This is a genomic window from Streptomyces sp. DSM 40750 (assembly GCF_024612035.1).
In the GTDB taxonomy this organism is placed as follows: domain Bacteria; phylum Actinomycetota; class Actinomycetes; order Streptomycetales; family Streptomycetaceae; genus Streptomyces.
In genome coordinates, this window is record NZ_CP102513.1 from 5,081,824 (window position 1) to 5,101,472 (window position 19,649).

The 19,649-nt window shown below is 68.9% G+C and carries 13 protein-coding genes and 1 pseudogene; 10 read left to right on the forward strand and 4 right to left on the reverse strand.

Annotated features, from left to right (window positions below; genetic code table 11):
• Window positions 1–15: 15 nt before the first annotated feature.
• Window positions 16–1,077 carry a ketoacyl-ACP synthase III family protein gene (locus tag JIX55_RS22645; protein ID WP_257565129.1) on the reverse strand — a complete coding sequence of 354 codons (1,062 nt, stop codon included), beginning with the start codon at window positions 1,075–1,077 and terminating at the stop codon, window positions 16–18.
• A 75-nt stretch (window positions 1,078–1,152) separates the two neighbouring features.
• Complete coding sequence (locus JIX55_RS22650) at window positions 1,153–5,715, reverse strand: non-ribosomal peptide synthetase (RefSeq protein ID WP_257565130.1); 4,563 nt, start codon at window positions 5,713–5,715, stop codon at window positions 1,153–1,155.
• 213 nt (window positions 5,716–5,928) lie between these two features.
• Here JIX55_RS22650 and JIX55_RS22655 point away from each other — a divergent pair, with 213 nt between their 5' ends.
• Genes JIX55_RS22655 through sbnB form a run of 3 tightly spaced genes read left to right on the forward strand, consistent with a single transcriptional unit; the run spans window position 5,929 to window position 9,311 of the window.
• Window positions 5,929–6,873, forward strand: coding sequence for a TauD/TfdA family dioxygenase (locus tag JIX55_RS22655; protein WP_257565131.1), 945 nt, complete (start codon window positions 5,929–5,931; stop codon window positions 6,871–6,873).
• 17 nt (window positions 6,874–6,890) lie between these two features.
• Window positions 6,891–8,234 carry a cation:proton antiporter gene (locus tag JIX55_RS22660; RefSeq protein WP_257565132.1) on the forward strand — a complete coding sequence of 448 codons (1,344 nt, stop codon included), beginning with the start codon at window positions 6,891–6,893 and terminating at the stop codon, window positions 8,232–8,234.
• Window positions 8,235–8,270: 36 nt separating this feature from the next.
• Entirely contained in the window at window positions 8,271–9,311 is a 1,041-nt protein-coding gene (gene sbnB / locus JIX55_RS22665; protein ID WP_257565133.1) for a 2,3-diaminopropionate biosynthesis protein SbnB, read from the forward strand.
• Here the strand turns inward: sbnB and JIX55_RS22670 are convergent.
• Window positions 9,302–10,108, reverse strand: coding sequence for an AfsR/SARP family transcriptional regulator (locus tag JIX55_RS22670; protein ID WP_257565134.1), 807 nt, complete (start codon window positions 10,106–10,108; stop codon window positions 9,302–9,304). The two genes, sbnB and JIX55_RS22670, sit on opposite strands and share 10 nt — an antisense overlap.
• 920 nt (window positions 10,109–11,028) lie before the next feature.
• On the opposite strand from JIX55_RS22670, the gene sbnA reads away from it, so the two are divergent.
• From sbnA to JIX55_RS22695, 5 genes are all read left to right on the forward strand, one after another.
• Window positions 11,029–11,976, forward strand: coding sequence for a 2,3-diaminopropionate biosynthesis protein SbnA (sbnA, locus tag JIX55_RS22675; RefSeq protein ID WP_257565135.1), 948 nt, complete (start codon window positions 11,029–11,031; stop codon window positions 11,974–11,976).
• A 70-nt stretch (window positions 11,977–12,046) separates the two neighbouring features.
• Window positions 12,047–13,078: a TauD/TfdA family dioxygenase gene (locus tag JIX55_RS22680; RefSeq protein WP_257565137.1), complete on the forward strand. Its 1,032-nt coding sequence runs from the start codon at window positions 12,047–12,049 to the stop codon at window positions 13,076–13,078.
• A 104-nt stretch (window positions 13,079–13,182) separates the two neighbouring features.
• Window positions 13,183–13,476 carry a zinc ribbon domain-containing protein gene (locus JIX55_RS22685; RefSeq protein WP_257569440.1) on the forward strand — a complete coding sequence of 98 codons (294 nt, stop codon included), beginning with the start codon at window positions 13,183–13,185 and terminating at the stop codon, window positions 13,474–13,476.
• Window positions 13,477–13,677: 201 nt separating this feature from the next.
• On the forward strand, window positions 13,678–14,544 hold the full coding sequence (locus JIX55_RS22690; protein WP_257565138.1) for a glycosyltransferase: 867 nt from the start codon (window positions 13,678–13,680) through the stop codon (window positions 14,542–14,544).
• Window positions 14,541–16,610 carry an ArnT family glycosyltransferase gene (locus tag JIX55_RS22695; RefSeq protein ID WP_257565139.1) on the forward strand — a complete coding sequence of 690 codons (2,070 nt, stop codon included), beginning with the start codon at window positions 14,541–14,543 and terminating at the stop codon, window positions 16,608–16,610. The genes JIX55_RS22690 and JIX55_RS22695 overlap by 4 nt, the downstream gene beginning before the upstream one ends.
• Window positions 16,611–16,784: 174 nt before the next feature.
• Here JIX55_RS22695 and JIX55_RS22700 read toward each other — a convergent pair whose 3' ends face one another.
• A complete protein-coding gene (locus JIX55_RS22700; RefSeq protein ID WP_443046501.1) occupies window positions 16,785–17,822 on the reverse strand; it encodes a LacI family DNA-binding transcriptional regulator in 1,038 nt (345 codons plus the stop codon).
• A 706-nt stretch (window positions 17,823–18,528) separates the two neighbouring features.
• On the opposite strand from JIX55_RS22700, the pseudogene JIX55_RS51490 reads away from it, so the two are divergent.
• A pseudogene (locus JIX55_RS51490) lies at window positions 18,529–18,624 on the forward strand (IS5/IS1182 family transposase); the annotation flags it as partial.
• A gap of 223 nt (window positions 18,625–18,847) precedes the next feature.
• Window positions 18,848–19,273 (forward strand): peptidoglycan-binding domain-containing protein, encoded by a 426-nt coding sequence (locus JIX55_RS22705; RefSeq protein WP_257565141.1) that lies wholly within the window; start codon window positions 18,848–18,850, stop codon window positions 19,271–19,273.
• Window positions 19,274–19,649 lie beyond the last annotated feature (376 nt).

Genomic DNA, 19,649 nt, shown 5'->3' on the forward strand with positions numbered 1-19,649 from the left:
TCTCCTTAGCCTTGTTCAACTGCGCCACGGGGCGGTGTCCCGGATCCGTACGACCGCGCTCGACAGGGTGACGCCCGGCCCGACGCCGAGCATCAACAGGTGGTCACCGGGACCGAGTTCACCGTTGAGCAACAGGTGGTCGAGCGACACGATCTGGTCGCTCGCGCCGAGATGACCGACCGTGCGGCCGAATTCCCAGGTGGACTTCTCCATGGGCAGGCCGAGCGCGGCCATGCAACGCTGCTCGACGATCTCCCGGGAGTAGTTCATGTACGCGACCCGGGTGACGTCGGCCATCCCGATGCCCGCTTCGGCCAGCGTCCGCTCGACCAGCGCCAGCGTCATCCCGTGGACCTTGACCAGTGCTCCGGTGCCGGTTCCCTCGGCGAGGGCGGCCTGCTTGAACTCGGCGTTTCGGGCCCGGAAGTCCAGGGGGCGTCCGACGGTCGGGCCGGGCGGGAACAGCGGCTCGGCCCCACGGTGCATCTGCTCGGCCGCGGACACGGCGACCGAACCCACCGCGAGCAGCTGGGCGAAGGACGGTTCGGTGGTGAGGAGGACCGCGCTGGCGGCGTCGCCGGCCACGTAGCCCGGGCCCATGCTCCAGCGGTTCATCATCGGGGTGCCGAAGTTGTCGGACGCGACGAGCAGCGCCGTCGTCGCCGGCTCGCCGTCCGCCGCCGCGGGCCGGCCCCGTAGATAGCCGGCGGCCAGTTGCAGCGCGGCGAACATACCGTTGCAGCCCTGCCGTACCTCGACCGAGAGCACGTCGTCGCCGACCAGGTGCCGTTGCAGGTAGTACTGCGGCTGCCAGCCGTCGGGTCCCTGGTGCCAGGAGTCGGCGTACAGCAGGACAGCGGTCTCCTCGGGACGGTGACCGCAGCGCTTGTACGCCTGCTGCGCGGCACGCAGGGCCATTTCGGGCGCGGGGATCTCTCCGGCCACCGCCGCACCGGCCAGTTCGTGCAACTCGACCTCGATGGCGGGGTAGTGCCCCTGCTCGACGGCCTCTTCGATGGCGACCGGGTCGGGCACGAAGGTGCCGAGCCCCTTGATGAATACGTCGGGCGTCCGCAAGGCCGCCTCGCCTCCTCGGGATGGGGTGGGGGTGGTGCGGGGGGGGTCGTGCCAATCAGTGCTGGTCAGTGCCGGTCAGTGCCGGTTCGGGAGTGTCTCCAGCGTGTGCACCAGCCGGTCGAGCAGCCGCTTCGCCTCGGTGCGGGAGAAGACGTCGGGCCGGTGGCCGAGCCGCAGGGTCAGCGTGCGGCCCGCCAGGGCGGCCAGGCGGAGCGGGTAGTGGGTGCCGTCCTCCACGTCGAAGGCGGCCAGGCGGAGCCCGTCGGCCCCCGTCGGCCCGCCCGCTTCCAAGGAGCGGTTGACGAACGTGATGGCGGTGTCGAAGAGCGCGCCGCCCCGGTAGCCGAACCCGGCGCCGTCCCGCGGGCCCGCCGCCTGCCGCTGAATGTCGGCCAGCGCCAGATGGTGGTGGGGCACCAGGGACAGCTGTTCCTCCTGGAGCCGTGCCAGCGTCGCGATCACGCTCTCGCCGGCCCGCAGCCGCAGCCGGACCGGGACCGTGTTGGTGAGCAGGCCGACGATGTCCTCGACACCCGGAAGCTGCGACGGGCGCCCGGAGACGGAGGTGCCGAACAGCACGTCGTCGCTTCCCGTGATCTGGGAGAGCAGCAGCGCCCACGCACCGTGCACGGCGGTGCTCAGCGTGATGCCGTGGTCGAGGCAGAACGCGGTGAGTGTCCCGGTCCGGTCCGCGCCGAGTTCGTGCGTGAGGTGGTCCTGGTGCTCCTCCGCCGGACCCGTCACGCCGTCCGCGACATAGGTGGGACCGGCCAGGTCCCGCAGAGCGGCGGCCCAGGCGCGCCGGGACACGGACCGGTCCTGCACGGACAGCCAGGCCAGGTAGTCACGGTGCGGACGGGCGGGGGGCAGCCCGGCAGCGTCGCCGCCACGGCCGTACAGCGTGAACAGCTCGCGCACCAGAATCGCCGTGGACCAGCCGTCCCACAGGATGTGATGTGCCGTCAGGACCACCCGGTGACGGTCGTCGGCCAGCTTCAGCACCAGGAACCTGAGCAGCGGTGGCGCCGTCATGTCGAACGGCCGGCACCGTTCGTCCGCCGCGAGTCGCAGCGCCTCCGCTTCCCTCGCGCCCTGTGGCACCTCGGACAGATCCCGCTCCGCCCAGGGCGGCCGCAGCCCTTCGCAGACGATCTGTACGGGCTCCTCGGTGTCGGCGTGCCGGAACGCCGCCCGCAGCGCCGCATGCCGTGCCAGCAGCGAGGTGCCGGCCGCCCGCAGCGCCGCCGTGTCCAGCGGGCCGTCGAGGTCGAAGCGGAGCTGTGCCGCGTAGGAGTCGACGCCGTCCTCGGCCAGGATGCTGTGGAAGAGCAGGCCTTCCTGAAGGGGTGTCAGCGGGAGCACGTCGGACATGCCGGGGTGGGCGGCGTGCAGGGCGTCGATCTCCGCCTGGTCCAGCCGGACCAGCGGAAGGTCGGCGGGGGTGAGGCCGACGGCGCCCGCCGGGCGGCCGGGCGCCGGCAGCCCGCGGGGCGCGGCCGGACCGCTCTCGGTGCCGGCGGCGTCGGGCTGCTCCGCCCCGCCGGTGACCGACCGGACGTGCGGGGCGAGTTGGGCGACGGTCGGGTGCCGGAAGACCTCGCCCACCTCGAACTCGAGGCCGGCCCGGTGTGCCTGGGCCACGAGTCGCAGAGCGAGGACGCTGTCGCCGCCGTGGGCGAAGAACGAGTCCTCCACCCCGAACCGGTCCAGCCCCAGCACCCGCGCGAACAGCGCGCACAGGAGCTCCTCCCGGTCGTCGCGCGGCGGCCGCCCGGTCCCGGCGGAGGAGAAGTCCGGTGCGGGCAGCGCGCGGCGGTCCACCTTGCCGTTCGGTGTGACCGGCACGGCGTCCAGCTCCACCACCATGGGGACCATGTGGTCCGGCAGCGAGCGCGCGGCCACCCGGCGTACCTCATCGGTGTTCAGCACCGTGCCGGGCGCCGGCACCACGTGGGCGACCAGCCGCCCGCTGCCAGGGTGGTCCTCCCACACCGCCGCGACCACCGCCCCGACCGACTCCTGGCGTGCCAGCACCGCCTCGATCTCGCCGAGCTCGATGCGGAAGCCGCGGACCTTGACCTGGCTGTCCGCCCGCCCGAGATACTCGAGCTGCTCGTCGGCCCGCCAGCGGACGAGATCGCCGGTGCGGTACATGCGCGACCCGGGCGGCCCGTACGGGCACGGCACGAACCGTCCGGCCGTCAGCTCCGGTCGCCGCAGATAGCCCTGCGCGATCCCGGCACCCCCGATGTACAGCTCCCCCACCGCGCCGGGCAGTACCGGCAGCATGGCGTCGTCCAGCACATACGTCCGGGAGTTGGCGATCGGACGGCCGATCGACGGTACGCCGGCGGGGTCCAGCGGCGGGCTCACGGTAGTGGTGACCGTCGCCTCGGTGACTCCGTACTCGTTGAAGATCCGCCGGCCCGTGGTCCACCGCCGCAGCGTCTCGGGGGCCGGAGGTTCGCCGCCGGTGACCAGTACGCCGAGCTCCGGCAGGTCCTCGGCCGGCATCCGGCTCAGAAAGACCGGGGGGATCGCGGCATGCGTGACCCGTCGCGTGCGCAGCAGCCCCGTCAGTTCCTCGCCCGTCACGGTCCGCCCCTCGGGGGCCAGTACCAGTCGTCCCCCCGCCAGCAGGGTCGGCCAGATGTCGGCCATCGCGACGTCGAAACTCGGCGACACCAGCTGCAGCACGCGGCTCCGGGTGTCGAGGCCGTACCGCCGTACGCGGTCCTCGACCAGGTTCCTGAGGCCACGGTGCGGCACGACGACGCCCTTGGGCGCGCCGGTGGAACCGGACGTGTAGATGACATACGCGGTGTCGTCCGGGCCCGGAGCGGGCGGGCGTGCCGCGGAGCGCGCGCGGTCCGACGGGATGTCCGTGCCGTCGAGGAGGATGCGGGGGCTGCCGTCGGGCAGCCGCGTCTCATCACTCGTCGTGATCACACAGGCGGGGGACGAGTCGTCGAGGGTGTGGAGGAAACGCTCGGTGGGATAGGAGACGTCGACGGGGACGAAGGCCGCGCCCGCCTTGAGCACGGCCAGCATGGCGACGACGAGCTCCGGTGACCGCGGCAGCGCGAGGGCCACGAGGTGCCCGGCACCGATGCCCCGTTCGGCCAGTTCGCCGGCCAGCAGGTCCGACCGCGCGTCGAGCTCCCCATACGTCACGGTGCCTGAACCGTGGACGAGCGCGATGCGCGAAGGGGCGGCGGCCGCCCGCTTCCCGAAGAGCTCCGGCACCGTCTCGTCGGTCAGGGGCAGCGCGGTGGCGTTGCGTTCCACGAGGAGCCGTCGCCGCTCCGCCGCACCGAGTACGTCGATCGAGGCGAGTGGGGTCTCCGGAGCCGCGGCGACGGTACGGATGAATGCCGTCAGGCGTTCCTGGTGCCCCGAGAGGCTCTCCAGGTCGTGCGTGTCGGGATTCCCGTCCAGGACCATGGAGAGGCCCTCGCCGTCGGGTTCGGGACGGAAGGTGACGAACAGGTCGAGGACCGGTCCCGAGGCCAGGTTGTGGCTGGTGGCCGGGGCGTCGCCGAAGCGGAGCGGTCCGCCGTACGGCATGAAGTTGACGATGGGACCCATCAGCGCCCCTATTCCGTCGTGCGGGGCCAGTTCGCGCTGCAGGTCCTCCAGCCGGAAGCGTTCGTGTTTCAGCGCCTCGCCGACCTCCTTCGTCAGACGCGGCAGCAGACCCGTCAGGCTCGCCCCCGGAGCGAGGTCCAGACGCACGGGGACGCTGTTGGTCGCCATACCGGGGATCCGTCGCGCGGCGACACTGCGCCGTCCCGTCACGGGCACACCGAGGATCACGTCCTGACGGCCCGTCACCCGATGGACGTAGGCGCCGACGATGGTCATGAGCAGGATCTGCCATGTGGTGCCGGACACGACGGCGGTCTTCCGCAGAAGTTCGAGATCGTCGTCGAGGAGCGGGGCCGTCAGGCGCAGCCGCAACCGCTCCTCCGGCAGGCTCGATCCGGGGCCTCGGCGGCCGGGCACCCGCAGGGGTTCGGGCCGGTCGCCGAAGCGCTCCACCCAGTAGGCACGGTCCGCCGCGAAAGCCTCGGACGCACGATATTCGGCTTCGTCGTCGAGAAGGTCTTTCAACGGACCGAATACCCGGGGAACATGGGTCCGGCCGGCGGCCAGCGCGGAATATATCTCGGCCAACCGCTGTCCCAGCAGATGAACCCCGTAGCCGTCGATGACGACATGGTGAATGCGGTAGTAGAAGAAAAACCTCGTGCCGGAGAGCTTGATCAGGGCGAAGGAGGAGATGGGGCCCCTGCTCAGATCGACGGGGCGCCGGACATCGTTCCGCATCCACCGCTGCGCCCGGGCCTCCGGGTCGTCGTCGTCGGAGAAATCGATCAGCGGAAGACCGGTCGCGTGATCCGGGTCGAGTACCTGCCACAAAACGTCGTCCTGGACCACGGACCCGATGCGTACGACATCGGCCTCGGCGCGCAGCGTCGTCCAGGCCGCGCGGAACAGAGCGACGTCGACCGGGCCGTCGACAGCGAGGTACTCCGCGCAGTTGTACTTCCGCCCGGAGGAATCCAACTGGTGGGCGAACCACACCCCTTGCTGGCCGGCGGACAAAGGAAGCCGGATCGCGTCCTGGTCGACCATTCTCGACTCCGTCGCTCGCTGTTTCCAGGGAATCCCGCACACAGAACTGCACGGTAAAGACCACCCTGGGTATCGCGGCTATAGGCCGCCTATACAACCTCCGGTTCCGGCCGGAGCGGACGGGTGGAAGAGGGCCGATAGGCCGGGTAGCGAAGAAATATAGACGTGGTCCTCAGGGTCGGACCGACCAAGGTCCTGCCGCGAGGAGAAGCCATGACGGACGGTTACAGTGCCTGGGCGCCACTTGTCGTCACTCCGGCCGACACCGGGGCGGAAGCCGCCCCGGGCGGCCTGATCGGCCATCTGCGCGGCCTCGACGATCTGGACACCCTGCTGATCCGGGAGAAGGCCCTCGTCTTCCGCGGATTCGGCGTCACCACGGCCGAGCTGGAAACCGTGATGGATCTGCTGCTGCCGAATCGGCTCGCCTACGTCAACGGCAACTCGCCCCGCACCAAGGTCGGACAGAACATCTACACGTCGACGGAGTACCCGCCGGAGTTCACCATCTCGATGCACAACGAGTTGAGCTATGCCCATCGGTGGCCGGCCCGGCTGCTCTTCTTCTGCGAGCGGGCAGCCGAGACGGGCGGCGCGACGCCTGTGGTGGACGGGGTGCGCTGGCTGGAGGCTCTCGATCCCGAGGTGCGCGAGCGCTTCGCCGACGGTGTGCGCTACTCGCAGAACCTGCACGGCGGCATGGGCTTCGGCAAGAGCTGGCAGGACACGTTCGAGACCGATTCACGCGCCGAGGTCGAGGCGTGCCTCGCCGACACCGGCGCGCGCCATGAGTGGACGCGGGACGGCGGGCTGCGGGTGAGCCAGGTACGGCCGTCGACGGCCGGGCATCCGGTGACCGGTGCCGAGGTCTGGTTCAACCAGGCCGACCAGTGGCACGCCGCGGGGCTCGGCGACGAGACGGCTGCGGCGCTCCACCGGATCATGCCGGAGAAGGATCTGCCCCAGTCGGTCACCTTCGCCGACGGCTCGCCCATCCCGGCGGAGTACATCACCCAGGTACGCGACCGCGGTCTGGAGGCCGCCGTCGATGTCGACTGGCAGACCGGTGACGTGCTGCTCATCGACAACATGCTGGTCGGTCACGGCCGCCGGCCCTTCACCGGTCCGCGCCGGGTCCTCGTCGCCATGTCCGACTGATTCGAGGGAGAGACTCCGTGGTGATCGCGGTGGGGCCGGTGCCACCCCTGGGTGGGCACCCACTGGCCATGTTCCTGGTCCAGGTCGCGCTTCTGCTGCTGGTCGCGACTCTCCTGGGGCGGCTCGCGGCGCGCTGCTCACTGCCGCCCATCGTCGGCGAGCTCCTGACGGGCATCGTCCTCGGACCCTCCCTGCTCGGACACACGCTGCCCCGGGTCTCCGAATGGCTCTTCCCCAAGGTGCCGGAGCAGGCCCATCTGCTGGACGCCGTGGGCCAGATCGGTGTCCTGTTGCTGGTCGGCATCACCGGTCTGCAGATGGACACCGCGATGATCCGGAAGAGAGCCACGACGGCCGTACGGGTCAGCCTGCCCGGCTTCGCCATTCCGCTGGGCCTCGGCATCGCCGCCGGATGTCTGCTGCCCGCCGCGCTGCTCGTGGAAGGCTCCGACCGCACGGTCTTCGCCCTCTTCCTCGGCATCGCGATGTGTGTGAGCGCCATCCCGGTCATCGCCAAGACACTGATGGATCTCGGCCTGCTGCACCGCAACGTCGGCCAGCTCATCCTCATCTCGGGGACGGTCGACGATGTGCTGGGCTGGCTCGGTCTCTCCGTCGTCACCGCGATGGCCACGAGCGGACTGCATGCCGGAAGCCTGATCCGGTCGGTCGGTTTCCTCCTCCTCTTCGTCGCGGGCGCGGCACTGATCGGCCGTCCGCTCGTGCACCGCGCCATGCGGACGACCGTCAGGTCGGCCGAGCCGGGAGTGACCCTCAGCGTGGCCGTGGCGCTCGTCATCGCGTTCAGCGCGACGACCCACGCGCTCGGCTTCGAGGCCGTCTTCGGCGCGCTGGCCGCCGGAATCCTGATCCGCGGGGCGGGCAAGGACGTACTGACCCGGCTGGCGCCGCTGCGCACCTTCGTCGTGGCGGTACTGGCGCCGGTGTTCTTCGCGACGGCCGGCCTGCGGATGGATCTGACCGCGCTGGCCGACCCGGCCGTGCTGGTCACCGCACTGGTCCTGCTGCTCATCGCGATCGCCGGCAAGTTCGTGGGGGCCTTCATCGGCGCCTGGATGAGCGGCCTCAACCGCTGGGAGGCGATCGCGCTCGGCGCGGGCATGAACGCCCGCGGTGTCGTCGAGGTGATCGTGGCGATGGTGGGTCTGCGCCTCGGGGTGCTGAGCACGGCGATGTACACGGTCATCGTGCTGATCGCGGTGGTGACCTCGTTGATGGGGCCGCCGATTCTGCGCCGGGCCGTGGGCCGGATCGAATTGACCGCCGATGAGGAACTGCGGAGATCCGAACTCCGGTCCACCCTGCACAAGGACGATCTCAAGCCTGTGGAACAGGCGTAGCCGACAACACCAGCCGAACCTGTCCGAAAGGCAGCCATGAACCAGCCCACCCTCTCTTCCACCCCTTCTTTCAGCGTGATATCGGGCGCCCAGGTGCATGAGGTGATCAACGGGAAGGAGGCCGAGGTCACGCGGATCGTCGAGGCCGCCTACCGATTGCACGGAACCGGCCGGACGGTGAATCCCGACTCCTACTTCCTGACCTTTCCGGATGACCCGTCGTCTCGGATCATCGCGCTACCCGCCTCGCTGAGGGGAGAAGGGGGAGTTCACGGGGTCAAGTGGATCTCAAGCTTCCCGGAGAACGTGGCCCGCGGCATTCCGCGCGCTTCCGCGGTTCTCATCCTCAACGACGCCCGTACGGGGTATCCGTTCGCCTGCCTCGAGAGCTCCATCATCAGCGCGGCGCGCACCGCGGCATCCGCGGCGCTGGCCGCCGTCGAGCTGAGCGAACAGCGTGGCGGCCGTCCGACCCGGGTGGGATTCTTCGGCACCGGGCTCATCGCCCGCTTCATTCACTCCTATCTCGCCGGAAACGGCTTCGTCTTCGACAGGCTGGGGATTCACGACCTCTCGGCCGAGCACGCCGGGGATTTCCGCGGCTATCTCGAACGGACCGAGAAGGGAGAGATCACGGTCCACAGGACGGCGGAGGAGCTGGTCAGGTCCTCCGATCTGATCGTGTTCGCCACCACCGCGTCACGGCCGCATGTGACCGATCCGGACTGGTTCGCCCACAACCCTCTGGTTCTGCATGTTTCGCTGCGCGACCTGTCACCGGAGATCGTGCTCGCGTCGCACAATGTCACCGACGACATCGAGCACTGCATGAAGGCCAACACCTCGCTGCACCTGACCGAGCAGCAGGTCGGCAACCGCGCGTTCATGGCCGGCACCCTGTTCGACGTACTGACCGGGCAAGTGGCCTGCCCGCGGGACCGGCCGGTCGTCTTCTCCCCGTTCGGCCTCGGCGTTCTGGACCTGGCTGTGGCCGGCCATATCTACGACCAGGTGTCCAGGAACCGGTCCCTGCACACCGTCCCCGATTTCTTCAGCGAGCTGAAGCGCTATGGATGACCGATTCCGTTCACCGCGAGGAAGGACTCGGGGCGCAGGGGGGAGTCGTCGCCGATCGGGTCGCGCTCGGGCAGACCGACCAGCACCTCTCGCTCCATCGCGTCGACACTGGTGGTGAGGATCGCCTGGTAGGTGCGGCGGAGCGCCGAACCGGGGTCCACCCCGAGCTCCTCGTCCAGCAACTGCCGGCCCTCGTGGAAGACGGTGAAGGCATCCGCCTGCCGGTCACTGGCGTAGAGCGCGAGCATGAGTTGCGCCCGCAACCGCTCCCGCAGCGGATGCGCGTGCACCAGGCCCACCAGCTCCGAGGTGAGTTGCGCGTGCTGACCGAGCGCCAGGTTCGCGGAGATGCGACTCTCCAGCGTCTCCATGTAGGCCTCTTCTATGCTCGGCCTCTCGGTGTCCCAGAGATGCTCGGTCACATCGGTCAGGGTGGGTCCCCGCCAGAGGCCGAGCGCGGCGCGCAACAACTCCGAGGCCCGCTGGTATCTCCCTTCCCGCAGCGCGGATCGGCCGGAGTAGGACAGCGCCGTGAAGTCGCCGTAGTCGAATCGGCCCGAGGTGATGCGCAGCATGTAGCCCGACCCTTTGCGTATGATCTCGGCGTGGTTTTCCAGGTGCTGCCGCAGGCGCGAGGCATAGGTGTATATCTGCGCCTGGTAGGTGCCCGGCGGCCGTTTTCCCCAGAGAGCCTCACCCAGTTGAAAGTCGGGGAGTACTCGTTCATCGGCCAGTAATAGGGCCGCCAGCATGGTGCGCTGCTTGGTTCCATTGAGCGGAATCTCTTTGCCCTCCACCCATGCTCCAACTGGGCCAAGAATTCGAAATTCCATCACGTTTGAACTCCTCCTTGGTCACATCAGGGGTATACGACGCGCGAGGGTAACGTTGTCAGCAATCTGCAGGAAGACGCGCCCGATGGGCAGGGCGACACGTTTGGAACAAGCCTTGGCTACGATTTCGGATGCGAACCCCGGATAAGAGGCTAAATCCCGAGAGAGAACTCCGGTGTCGCACTGCGGGACACCGTCAACGAGGCTGCCAGATGAGCGTTCATGTTCCGCCGCAAACCTCGGAGCAGCCGAAAAGGCCGCCGAAAAAGCAAGAGAAGCATCGGTCCCCGTCCCCGTTCCCCGTGAGCCGAAATTGCACGACTCCGCGACAGATTCATCGCCGCCTCAGCGACTGTAGGCACGGCCAGGAAGCGGAGTCAAGGAACACTGAATGATGATGGAACGACCGTCTGCCGGGCGTTCGGACTGCTCGGGCGGCTAAATCAGGCGGGGTGGAATCACTTTGATCATGCATTTACTATCCGAGTCGTCACAGCATGCCTGAATCATGGTGATATTTGCCTGCCGAGTGATGGCCCACGCCTGCTCAAGCACCCGCAAAGAGATTCTGGCGGGCACCTGCAATAAAAACTTGGCATGGCTGGTTTCCGGCGACGGACCAGGTGTGCCGCAGGAGGCCCGGACTCGGCTGCACGGGCGAGATGAAGGGCGACGGGCCTGCGGCCCCCGGAGGGAGCCCGGGAGCTGATGAAAGCTGGGAATTTACCACGAACGCGAGATGACTCCCCGCAGCGGGATCGCGGTCGCCGATAGATCTCGTATAGGTCAAATATTGAAGTAATTGCGAGAATTGATGAGCGAGTCGAGGAGGGCTTCTTGACGAGAATGGGTTGCATTACGTGACGGCTATCATCTCGAATCCCATGGACTTCAATGTCGAGGACCTCTATGTCGATCTCCGGCCGAGCGTGGGGCGTCGGCTCTTCCTGAAGTGCGAGGGCTTCAATTTCGCCGGCTCGATCAAGCTCAAGGCCGCCACCGAGATGGTGGAGGCGAAGGAGCGCGGCGGGGAGCTCTTCCCGGGTGCGACGCTGATCGAATCCTCTTCCGGGAACATGGGCGTCGCGCTGAGCACGGTGGCAGCGAGCCGCGGCTATCGGTTCATCTGTGTGACCGACGTGCGCTGTACGCCCGCGGCCCGGCGGCTGATGGAAGCGCTCGGCAGCGAGGTGCATGTCATCACCGAGCCGGACCAGGAGAACGGGTTCCTCGCAGCCCGGTTGTCGTACGTGAGACGGCTGTGCGCGGCGAACCCCGACTACCTGTGGCTCAACCAGTACGCCAACGAAGGCAACTGGATGGGCCACTACCGGACCACGGGGTCCGAGATCGCGAAGGCGTTTCCCCTGCTCGACGTGCTGTTCGTCGGAGCGGGGACGACCGGAACCCTGATGGGGTGCGCCAACTACTTCCATGAGAACCAGCCGTCGGTCACCATCGTGGCCGTCGACGCCGTCGGTTCCGTGACGTTCGGTGAACCCTCGGGCCGGCGTCTGATCCCCGGTCTCGGCACCAGTGTGCGGCCGGGGATTCTCGACATGTCGTATGTGGACGACGTCGTCCACGTCTCCGAGGCCGACACGGTCCGGATGTGCCGCAAGCTCGTGAGACGAGGCTTCCTCTTCGGCGGCTCGACGGGAACCGTGGTCAGCGGCGCGCTCGCCTGGATGAAGGCGAACAGCGTGGGCGACGACGTCACCGCGGTCGCCATCTCACCGGACTTCGGGACGAACTACCTCGAGACGATCTACAACGACGAGTGGCTGGCGCGGTCGTACGACGCACAGCAGCCGCCGGATCAGAGCACGTAGACGAACCGGTCGAAGGCCGCCCGGCCGCGTACCGCCTGTTGACCTCGGACCAGGAGCGGAGACATCTCGGATGATCCCGGAAACCGACATACCCCAGCCGACCGGCCTCCCTGTACAGTCCCAGCCCGGCAAGCCGCCGATCATCCGGACGCCGCGGCTGGTCGGCCAGGCCTCCGCGCGGGCCTGGGTCGTGGAACACACCGAGGCCATCCGGGCCGAGCTCCTGCGCCACGGACACCTGCTGATCCGAGGCCTTCCGATCGAACGGCAGGAACACTTCGCGGACCTGCGCGACGTCCTGGTGCAAAGACGGGCCGCGTACAAGGAGAAGGCCACACCCCGCAGCGACTACGGCGCTGACGTGTACTCGTCGACCGACCTCCCTCCCGTGCAGCCGATCCACCTGCACAACGAGAACAGTTACACCCTGGACTTCCCCGGACTGCTGCTCTTCTGCTGTCTCGACGCTCCCGACACGGGCGGCGCGACCACCGTCGCCGACGTCCGTCAGGTACGGGCCGCGCTGCCCCCCGACCTCGTGGATCGCTTCCGGGCGACCGGTTGGCTGCTGACGCGCAACTACCACGCCCAGGCGGGACTTCCCTGGCGGACGGCCTTCGCGACCGACGACCGCGAGGGCGTGGCCGAGTACTGCGAACGCAATCTCATCGGCCATTTCTGGCAGGGGGACGAAGGGCTGCGCACCGTCCAGAGGCGCTCGGCACTCATCCGCCATCCGCGGACCCATGAGGAGGTGTGGTTCAACCACGCCGCGTTCTGGAGCCGTTGGTCGCTGGACAAGGACATCCTGGACGTCATGGAAATGACCTTCGGAACGGACGGGTTGCCGTTCGACACCGCGTTCGGCGACGGCAGTGCGCTGTCGGCCCAGGAGGTGGACATCCTCAACGGCGCCTACGACTCCGCCACCCGTCGCGAGAGCTGGCAGCCGGGGGATCTCATGCTGGTCGACAACATCCTCTCGGCACACGGCCGCGACGCCTACCGCGGCAGCCGCAAGATCCTCGTCGCGATGGGCGAACCGGTAGCCCTGCGCGACTGCGCACCGACCGTGTCCCCGGCCCCGGGCTCGATCACCTGAGCCACCCGGCCCAGCGGGCCTCGGCCGCGGCCCGGGTGGGTGACGGGCACACTTGATGGCAGTGTGTGCAGTGTGCCGCCAGGCACCACCCGGGAAGGACCGAGATCGTGATCATCTTTGGCACCAAGGGATACCTGTACCAGCTGGCGATACTGACGCTGGTGTGCGGCCGGTGCGGGAACCCCGCCGCGCACACACTCAGGAAGCGGGTCACGAAGTTCACGCTGTTCTTCGTGCCGCTGGTCCCGATCTCGACCAAGTACCAGACACAGTGCACCTTCTGCGGCGCGGAACAGAAGGTGGACGCCGAGCAGGCGGAACGCCTCCAGGCACAGGCCGCGGGCGGCCAGGCCGGTCAGTACAACGGGCAGTCGCAGCAGCAGCCGTACCAATCCTGAACCCGTGGGCCGCGCGGCGGCCGTACCGGCCTGCACCGGTCATGCGCGCGACGGCCGTACGGGCCTGAACCCGTCTGCCGCGCGGCGGTCCTATGAGCCCTGAGGCTGTCGGCTATGGGGAAGCTGTGAGTTCCCTGATTCTCATTCTTCCCTCAGTACTCGCTCAGCGTCGCCCCAGAAGCGGCCTCGACAGTCGCTGCCATGAACGAAATGAACGCGGGAGGCGTCCGGCAGCGCTCGGTCGAGATCGTGGTGCCGGTCCACAACGAGGCGCACGTCCTCGCCGACAGTGTCGGCCGTCTCCACGCATACCTCGAAGCGTCCTTCCCGTTCCCGTTCCGGATCACCATCGCCGACAAGGCGAGCACGGACACCACCTGGGACACGGCCCTCGCCCTGGCCGACCGGCTCCCCCACGTCCACGCCGTCCACCTGGAGGCCAACGGCCGGGGCCGCGCGCTGAAGCACGTGTGGAGCCGCTCCACGGCGGATGTCGTCGCCTACATGGACGTCGACCTCTCGACCGGCCTCGAAGGCTTCCTGCCGCTGGTCGCGCCCCTGCTGTCCGGCCACAGCGACCTCGCCGTCGGCAGCCGGCTGCACCGGCAGGCGGACGTCGTCCGCGGCCCCCGGCGTGAGTTCGTCTCCCGCTCCTACAACCTGCTGCTGAAGCTGGGCCTCGCGGCCGGCTTCTCCGACGCGCAGTGCGGCTTCAAGGCGGTACGCGCCGACGTCTTCCGCGCGCTCGCCCCGCACATCGAGGACACCGCCTGGTTCTTCGACACCGAGCTCCTCGTGCTGGCCCAGCGCAACGGGCTCCGCATCCACGAGGTCCCCGTCGACTGGGTCGACGACCCCGACAGCCGCGTCGACATCGTCCGCACGGCCGTCGACGACCTCAAGGGCATGGGCCGCATGCTCCGGGCGACGGTCGGTCGCCGCGTCCGGATCGCCGACATGCCTCGCCGCGTGAATCGCTCATGGGTCCCGGCCCCCCGTACGACCGCTCCCGCCACCACCACCGCCACCCTCCCCGAGGGCCTCAAGGACATGGAGTACGCGTCATGACGACCCTCGCCCCGCCGCCCACCACCGGGCGGGACAGCGGCCACAGGCACCGGGCCGATGCTCCTCCCGCCGGCGGCGGTCTCGCCGCCCGGACCCGGAGGATCTTCACCGGCTCCCCCGAGGACCCGCGCTGGGCCCGCCCGGCCCTGTGGGCCATCCTCGTCCTGGCCACGGCGCTCTACGCCTGGAACATGTCCTCCATCACCGGCAACACCTTCTACAACGCGGCCGTCTACAGCGGCACGAAGAGCTGGAAGGCGTTCTTCTTCGGCGCGCTGGACGCGGGCAGCTTCATCACCGTCGACAAGCCGCCGTTCGCACTGTGGGTGATGGGCCTGTCGGCCCGGGTGTTCGGCTACGGCACCTGGCAGATGATGCTGCCGATGGTCGCGGTCGGCGTCGGCTCGGTGGCCCTGCTGTACCGCATGGTCAAGCGTGACTTCGGGGCCGTGGCGGGCACGATCGCCGCACTCGCGCTCACCCTCACGCCCATCACGGTCGCCATCACCCGGGACACCAACCCCGACCCGATCCTCGTCTTCCTGATGCTGCTCGGCGCCGCCGCGCTGATGAAGTCCGTGCGCACCGGCAGGCTGCTGCCGCTGGTGTGGTCGGGCGTCGCGATCGGCTTCGCCTTCAACACGAAGATGATGCAGGCGTACGTCGTCCTGCCGGCCTTCTTCCTCGTCTACCTGTGGGCCGCCGAGGGCGGCCTCGGCCGCCGGATCCGCAACCTCGCCGCCGGCACGGTCGTGCTGATCGTGTCGAGTGCCTGGTGGATGGTGGTCGTGGACCTCATCCCCGCCTCCTCCCGCCCGTACATCGGCGGCTCGACCGACAACACCGTCTGGGACCTGGTCATCGGCTACAACGGCTTCGGCCGCATCTTCGGCGCCGGCTCGTCGGTGGGCTCGCAGGGCAACGGGGCGAGCTTCGGCGGCGACGCGGGCGTCTACCGGATGTTCAACGAGATCATGGGCGGCCAGATCTCCTGGCTGATCCCCTTCGCGCTCATCGCCCTGGTGGGCGGTCTGGTGCTGCGGGGCCGCGCGCCCCGCACGGACGCCAAGCGCGCGGCCCTGATGCTCTGGGGCGGCTGGCTCGTCCTGCACTACCTGACCTTCGCCCTCGCCGAGGGCACCTTCCACCCGTACTACGTCACCGCCATGGCCCCCGGTATCGCGGCCCTGGCCGGTGCCGGCGGGGTCATGCTGTACGGCGCCTTCAAGGAGGGGTCGGTCGCGAGGTCTGGGTGGGTGCTTCCGCTGGCGGTCGCGGTGAGCGCGGTCTGGGCGGTCGTCCTGCTCCAGCGGGTCTCCGGCTCCGGCACCCTCTACACGGTCGCCGAGGTCATGGCCGGTGTCGCCGGTGCGGTCGCCGTGATCGGGCTGCTCGTCGGACGGTTCATGCGTCGGCGCAAGCTGATCGGGCTGGCCTCCCTCGCGGCGGTCGTCGCCCTGCTGGCCGGGCCCGCCGCGTACTCGGTGTCGGCGGCGACCACCGCGGGCTCCAACGGCACCAACCCGACGGCCGGCCCCGACACCGGCGGCGCCATGGGCGGGGGCGGCATGGGCGGTGGCCAGCGGCCCAGCGGCAGCGCGCCGAGCGGCAACGCGCCCGGCGCTACGGCCAACTCGGGCTCCAGCGCCTCAAGTTCGACGTCCAACACCGGAAGCTCCAGCTCCCCCGGTGGCGGCGGTGGCGGCATGGGCGGCGGCACCCAGGTCTCGTCCGAGATGATCACGTACCTGAAGAAGAACCAGGGCGGCGCCACCTGGCTGGTGGCGGTGGCCACCGACCAGACCGCGTCCTCGATCATCCTGGAGTCCGGCGAGCCGGTGATCTCCATGGGCGGCTGGTCCGGCAGCGACGAGGCCATGACCCTCGCCAAGCTCAAGCAACTGGTGAAGGCCGGCAAGCTCCACCACATCGTCGTCAGCGACAGCGGCCGGGGCGGCGGCAACAGCGACGCCGCCTCCGAGATCGCCGAGTGGGTCAAGGAGAACGGCAGCGCCGTGAGCGACTACAGCGGGCTTTATCGCCTGGACGCCTCCGACGTGAGCTGACCACCTCCCCCGCCAGACCGACCTGCCCCGGGGCGGGCCACCGGATCTCCCTCCGGCGGCCCGCCCGCCCTGCTGTCCCCAGGGCTGCGGCGCACGAGACCGCAAGGACACGAGACCCGCAAGGAGTCGACAAGGGGAGGGTGGGTGGACCTGGACGGCGGCACTAAGAGGGGGTCACGTCGTGCCGCGGACATTCAAGCTCGGTGTCAGGACGATAGGGGGTGGCAGTTCGCCTGCGAGGAGTTGGCCGACTTGGTGGATGGCCAGTTCGCCCAGCCGTCGCTTGTCGAGGTGGAGGGTGGTCAGCGGCGGGTCGACCAGATCGACGACGCTCAGCCCGTCGTAGCCGACCAGTGCGCAGTCGTCCGGTACGTGAACGCCGATGCGGCGGGCAGCCCGGAGCGCGCCGATCGCGACCAGGTCGTTGAAGGCGACCACGGCGGTGAGGTCAGGGTGCGCGGCGTACAGCGCCTCGAAGGCGGCGGCGCCCCCGGCCGGGGACTGCTCACCCATGACAACCCAGCCCTCGTCGACCGGCAGCGCGTGTTCGCCGGCGACGTCGAGGAAGGTGCGGTGCCGGACCATCGGGGCGCTCAAGCACTCGCAGTCGATCATGCCGATCCGGCGGTGACCCCGGTCGATGAGATGCTGCAGCCCGGCCCGGATTCCGGCAGCGGTGTCGATGTGGACCAACGCGTGGTTCGACGAGTCCAACCCGCGATCGACTATGACCAGCGGCACGCCACCCACGTACGGCTCCAGCTGCGCATCGGGATGGCTGATGTAGCCGACAAGAGCGTCAACCTGTTGGCCGAGTGAGCGGACCAATGCCAGCTCCCGGGACCGGTCGTTCTCGGTGCTGGCCACGAGCACCTGCCAGTCGCGTTCGTCCGCGGCCGCGATCACTCCTGCCACGAACTCCGGAAAGAAGGGGTTGACCACGTCGGGGACGATGAGCCCGACGGATACGACGTCCGGTCGGACCAGCCCCCGGCCGAACCGGCTGGGCCGATACCGCAGCTGCCTTGCGACATCGAGCACACGTTGCTGAGTGGCCGGGTCGATCTCCCCCTTGCCGTTGACCGCCCGGGAGACGGTCTGATGGGACACGCCTGCCGCCCGAGCCACGTCGCGGAGCGTGACGCGCTTGACGGTCCCCGCACCCCGTACCGGCTGGCCTTCCGTTTCCCGCTGTCCAGCCACGCTGCCCACTCACTTCCGTTCTTGTGCCGCCCTGTGCCCAAGTCAACCAGGTTCACCGGCCCACCGCGCCGCCGGCGGATCGTGAGCAGTCCGGCGGCGGCGTTGACGGCATCCGGTCTCATGGGCAAGACTTCCGTTAGCGGTCACGTTAACGGTAACGAAGCAGGGAGGAGAGCACAGTGGCTTCTTCGAGGGGCCCTCTACCGCAGGAGCCCCACCAGATGTTCCGTGGCGTGTTCAGCGGCTGGCACACAAAGGCAGGCGTCTTCTCGGCGCTGCCGGACGCACCTGTGGAGCCGGACGATCCGCAACGGCAGCCTTGGTGGCGCCAACTGTTGGTTCGGCGGCAGCAGCCGAACAGCGATGCATCTTCGCTCCGTCGGTCCACGGCGCCTCCCCGGGGCTGTCCTGTTCCCAGCGGGGACAGCCGGAGCTGACAAGAAGTGTTTCCCTGATCCGAGGTTCAGCTCCTCCAAGGGGCGGATCGCGGGTGAGTCCGCGGCAGCGAGGCGACACATGTGCCGATCGCCAGAACGTCGCTGCGAACAGCGGCGGCAATGACGCCCGGAAAAGGCGAACCAAGAACGGCAAGGTGGCGACGGGGCCGGTCGCTCGCACCCTGGCCAGGCGGCTGAGCACGCCAACTCACTGCGAGCGGCAGCTGCCGTCACCTCCACAGCCACGCACTCGGCGAGCTGATGCTCGGATCGAGCCGTTGCTGCCGGCTGTGCCGCGCCACCCGCAGGGGCTGGGCTTCGGTTCCGGCATGACGTGCTGGCGGCGCCTGCGTGACTGGAACGACGCGGGCGTCCAGTGCTCTGGCCGCATAGGCGCCGGGTTGGTGGTCGTGGCGGTTGGATGGGCGGTGGCGTCCGATCCGACCGCTGGAGGGTACCCCTCGCTGCTGCAGTCTGAATGACCCGGCGAACCCTGAAGAGTTATAGGTACGTTCTATGGCGGTCGAAGCACATACTCGCCCCGTGTGCTTGTAGACCGAGCTCAGGTTCCACCTACCTGCAGAAACGGGGACTTTCATGAGGCTTCGCAAGATCGTCGCGGCTACTTCGGCCGCCGCAGCTGCCGTGCTGGTACTGCCCGCGACGCAAGCTCAGGCGGCGGCCTATCCGACGTGCAACGGCGTCAAGAACGTTACTTACGGGGGCGGCGCGTACTCGGTCGTCCAGCCATATCACACCGGAAGCGGCAGCCGGGACTGCATCATGGGTTACGGAGCCCAGAGCTCGGCCGTCCGCAAGCTTCAGGACCACCTCATCAACTGCTATGACTTCTCTGGCGCAGACGGTATTTACGGCCGCCAGACGGAGGCGGCCGTGGAAGCAGTCCAGAGGAGGGAAGGCGCGTCGGTCGACGGCGAGTACGGTCCGGAAACCCGCAAGGAGATGCTCTGGTCCGTGGTGCGCAGCGGCGGTGGGTACAGCTGCAGGTATCCGGGGATCTGATCGTCTGGCGGCCGAGGGCAACGGGCCTGTAGGAAGCGGCGTTGTGCGGGCTGCGGTGGCGAGTGTTCTGCCCGCATAGGTTCGCCGGGTCATTCAGACTGCAGCAGCGAGGGGTACCTCCAGCGGTCGGATCGGACGCCACCGCCCATCCAACCGCCACGACCACCAACCCGGCGCCTATGCGGCCAGAGCACTAGCAGCGTCTGCACGAGTCGCTCCTGGCTGAGCTGAACGGCGCCGGTGCACTGGACTGGTCGAGGGCGGTGATCGACGGCTCGCACGTCCGAGCCCGCTCGCCGCCTGGTCGAGGAGTTCGCCCGCCATCGGCCACAGGGACGGCCGGACTACCGCAAGAACACCCGCACGCTCACCATCC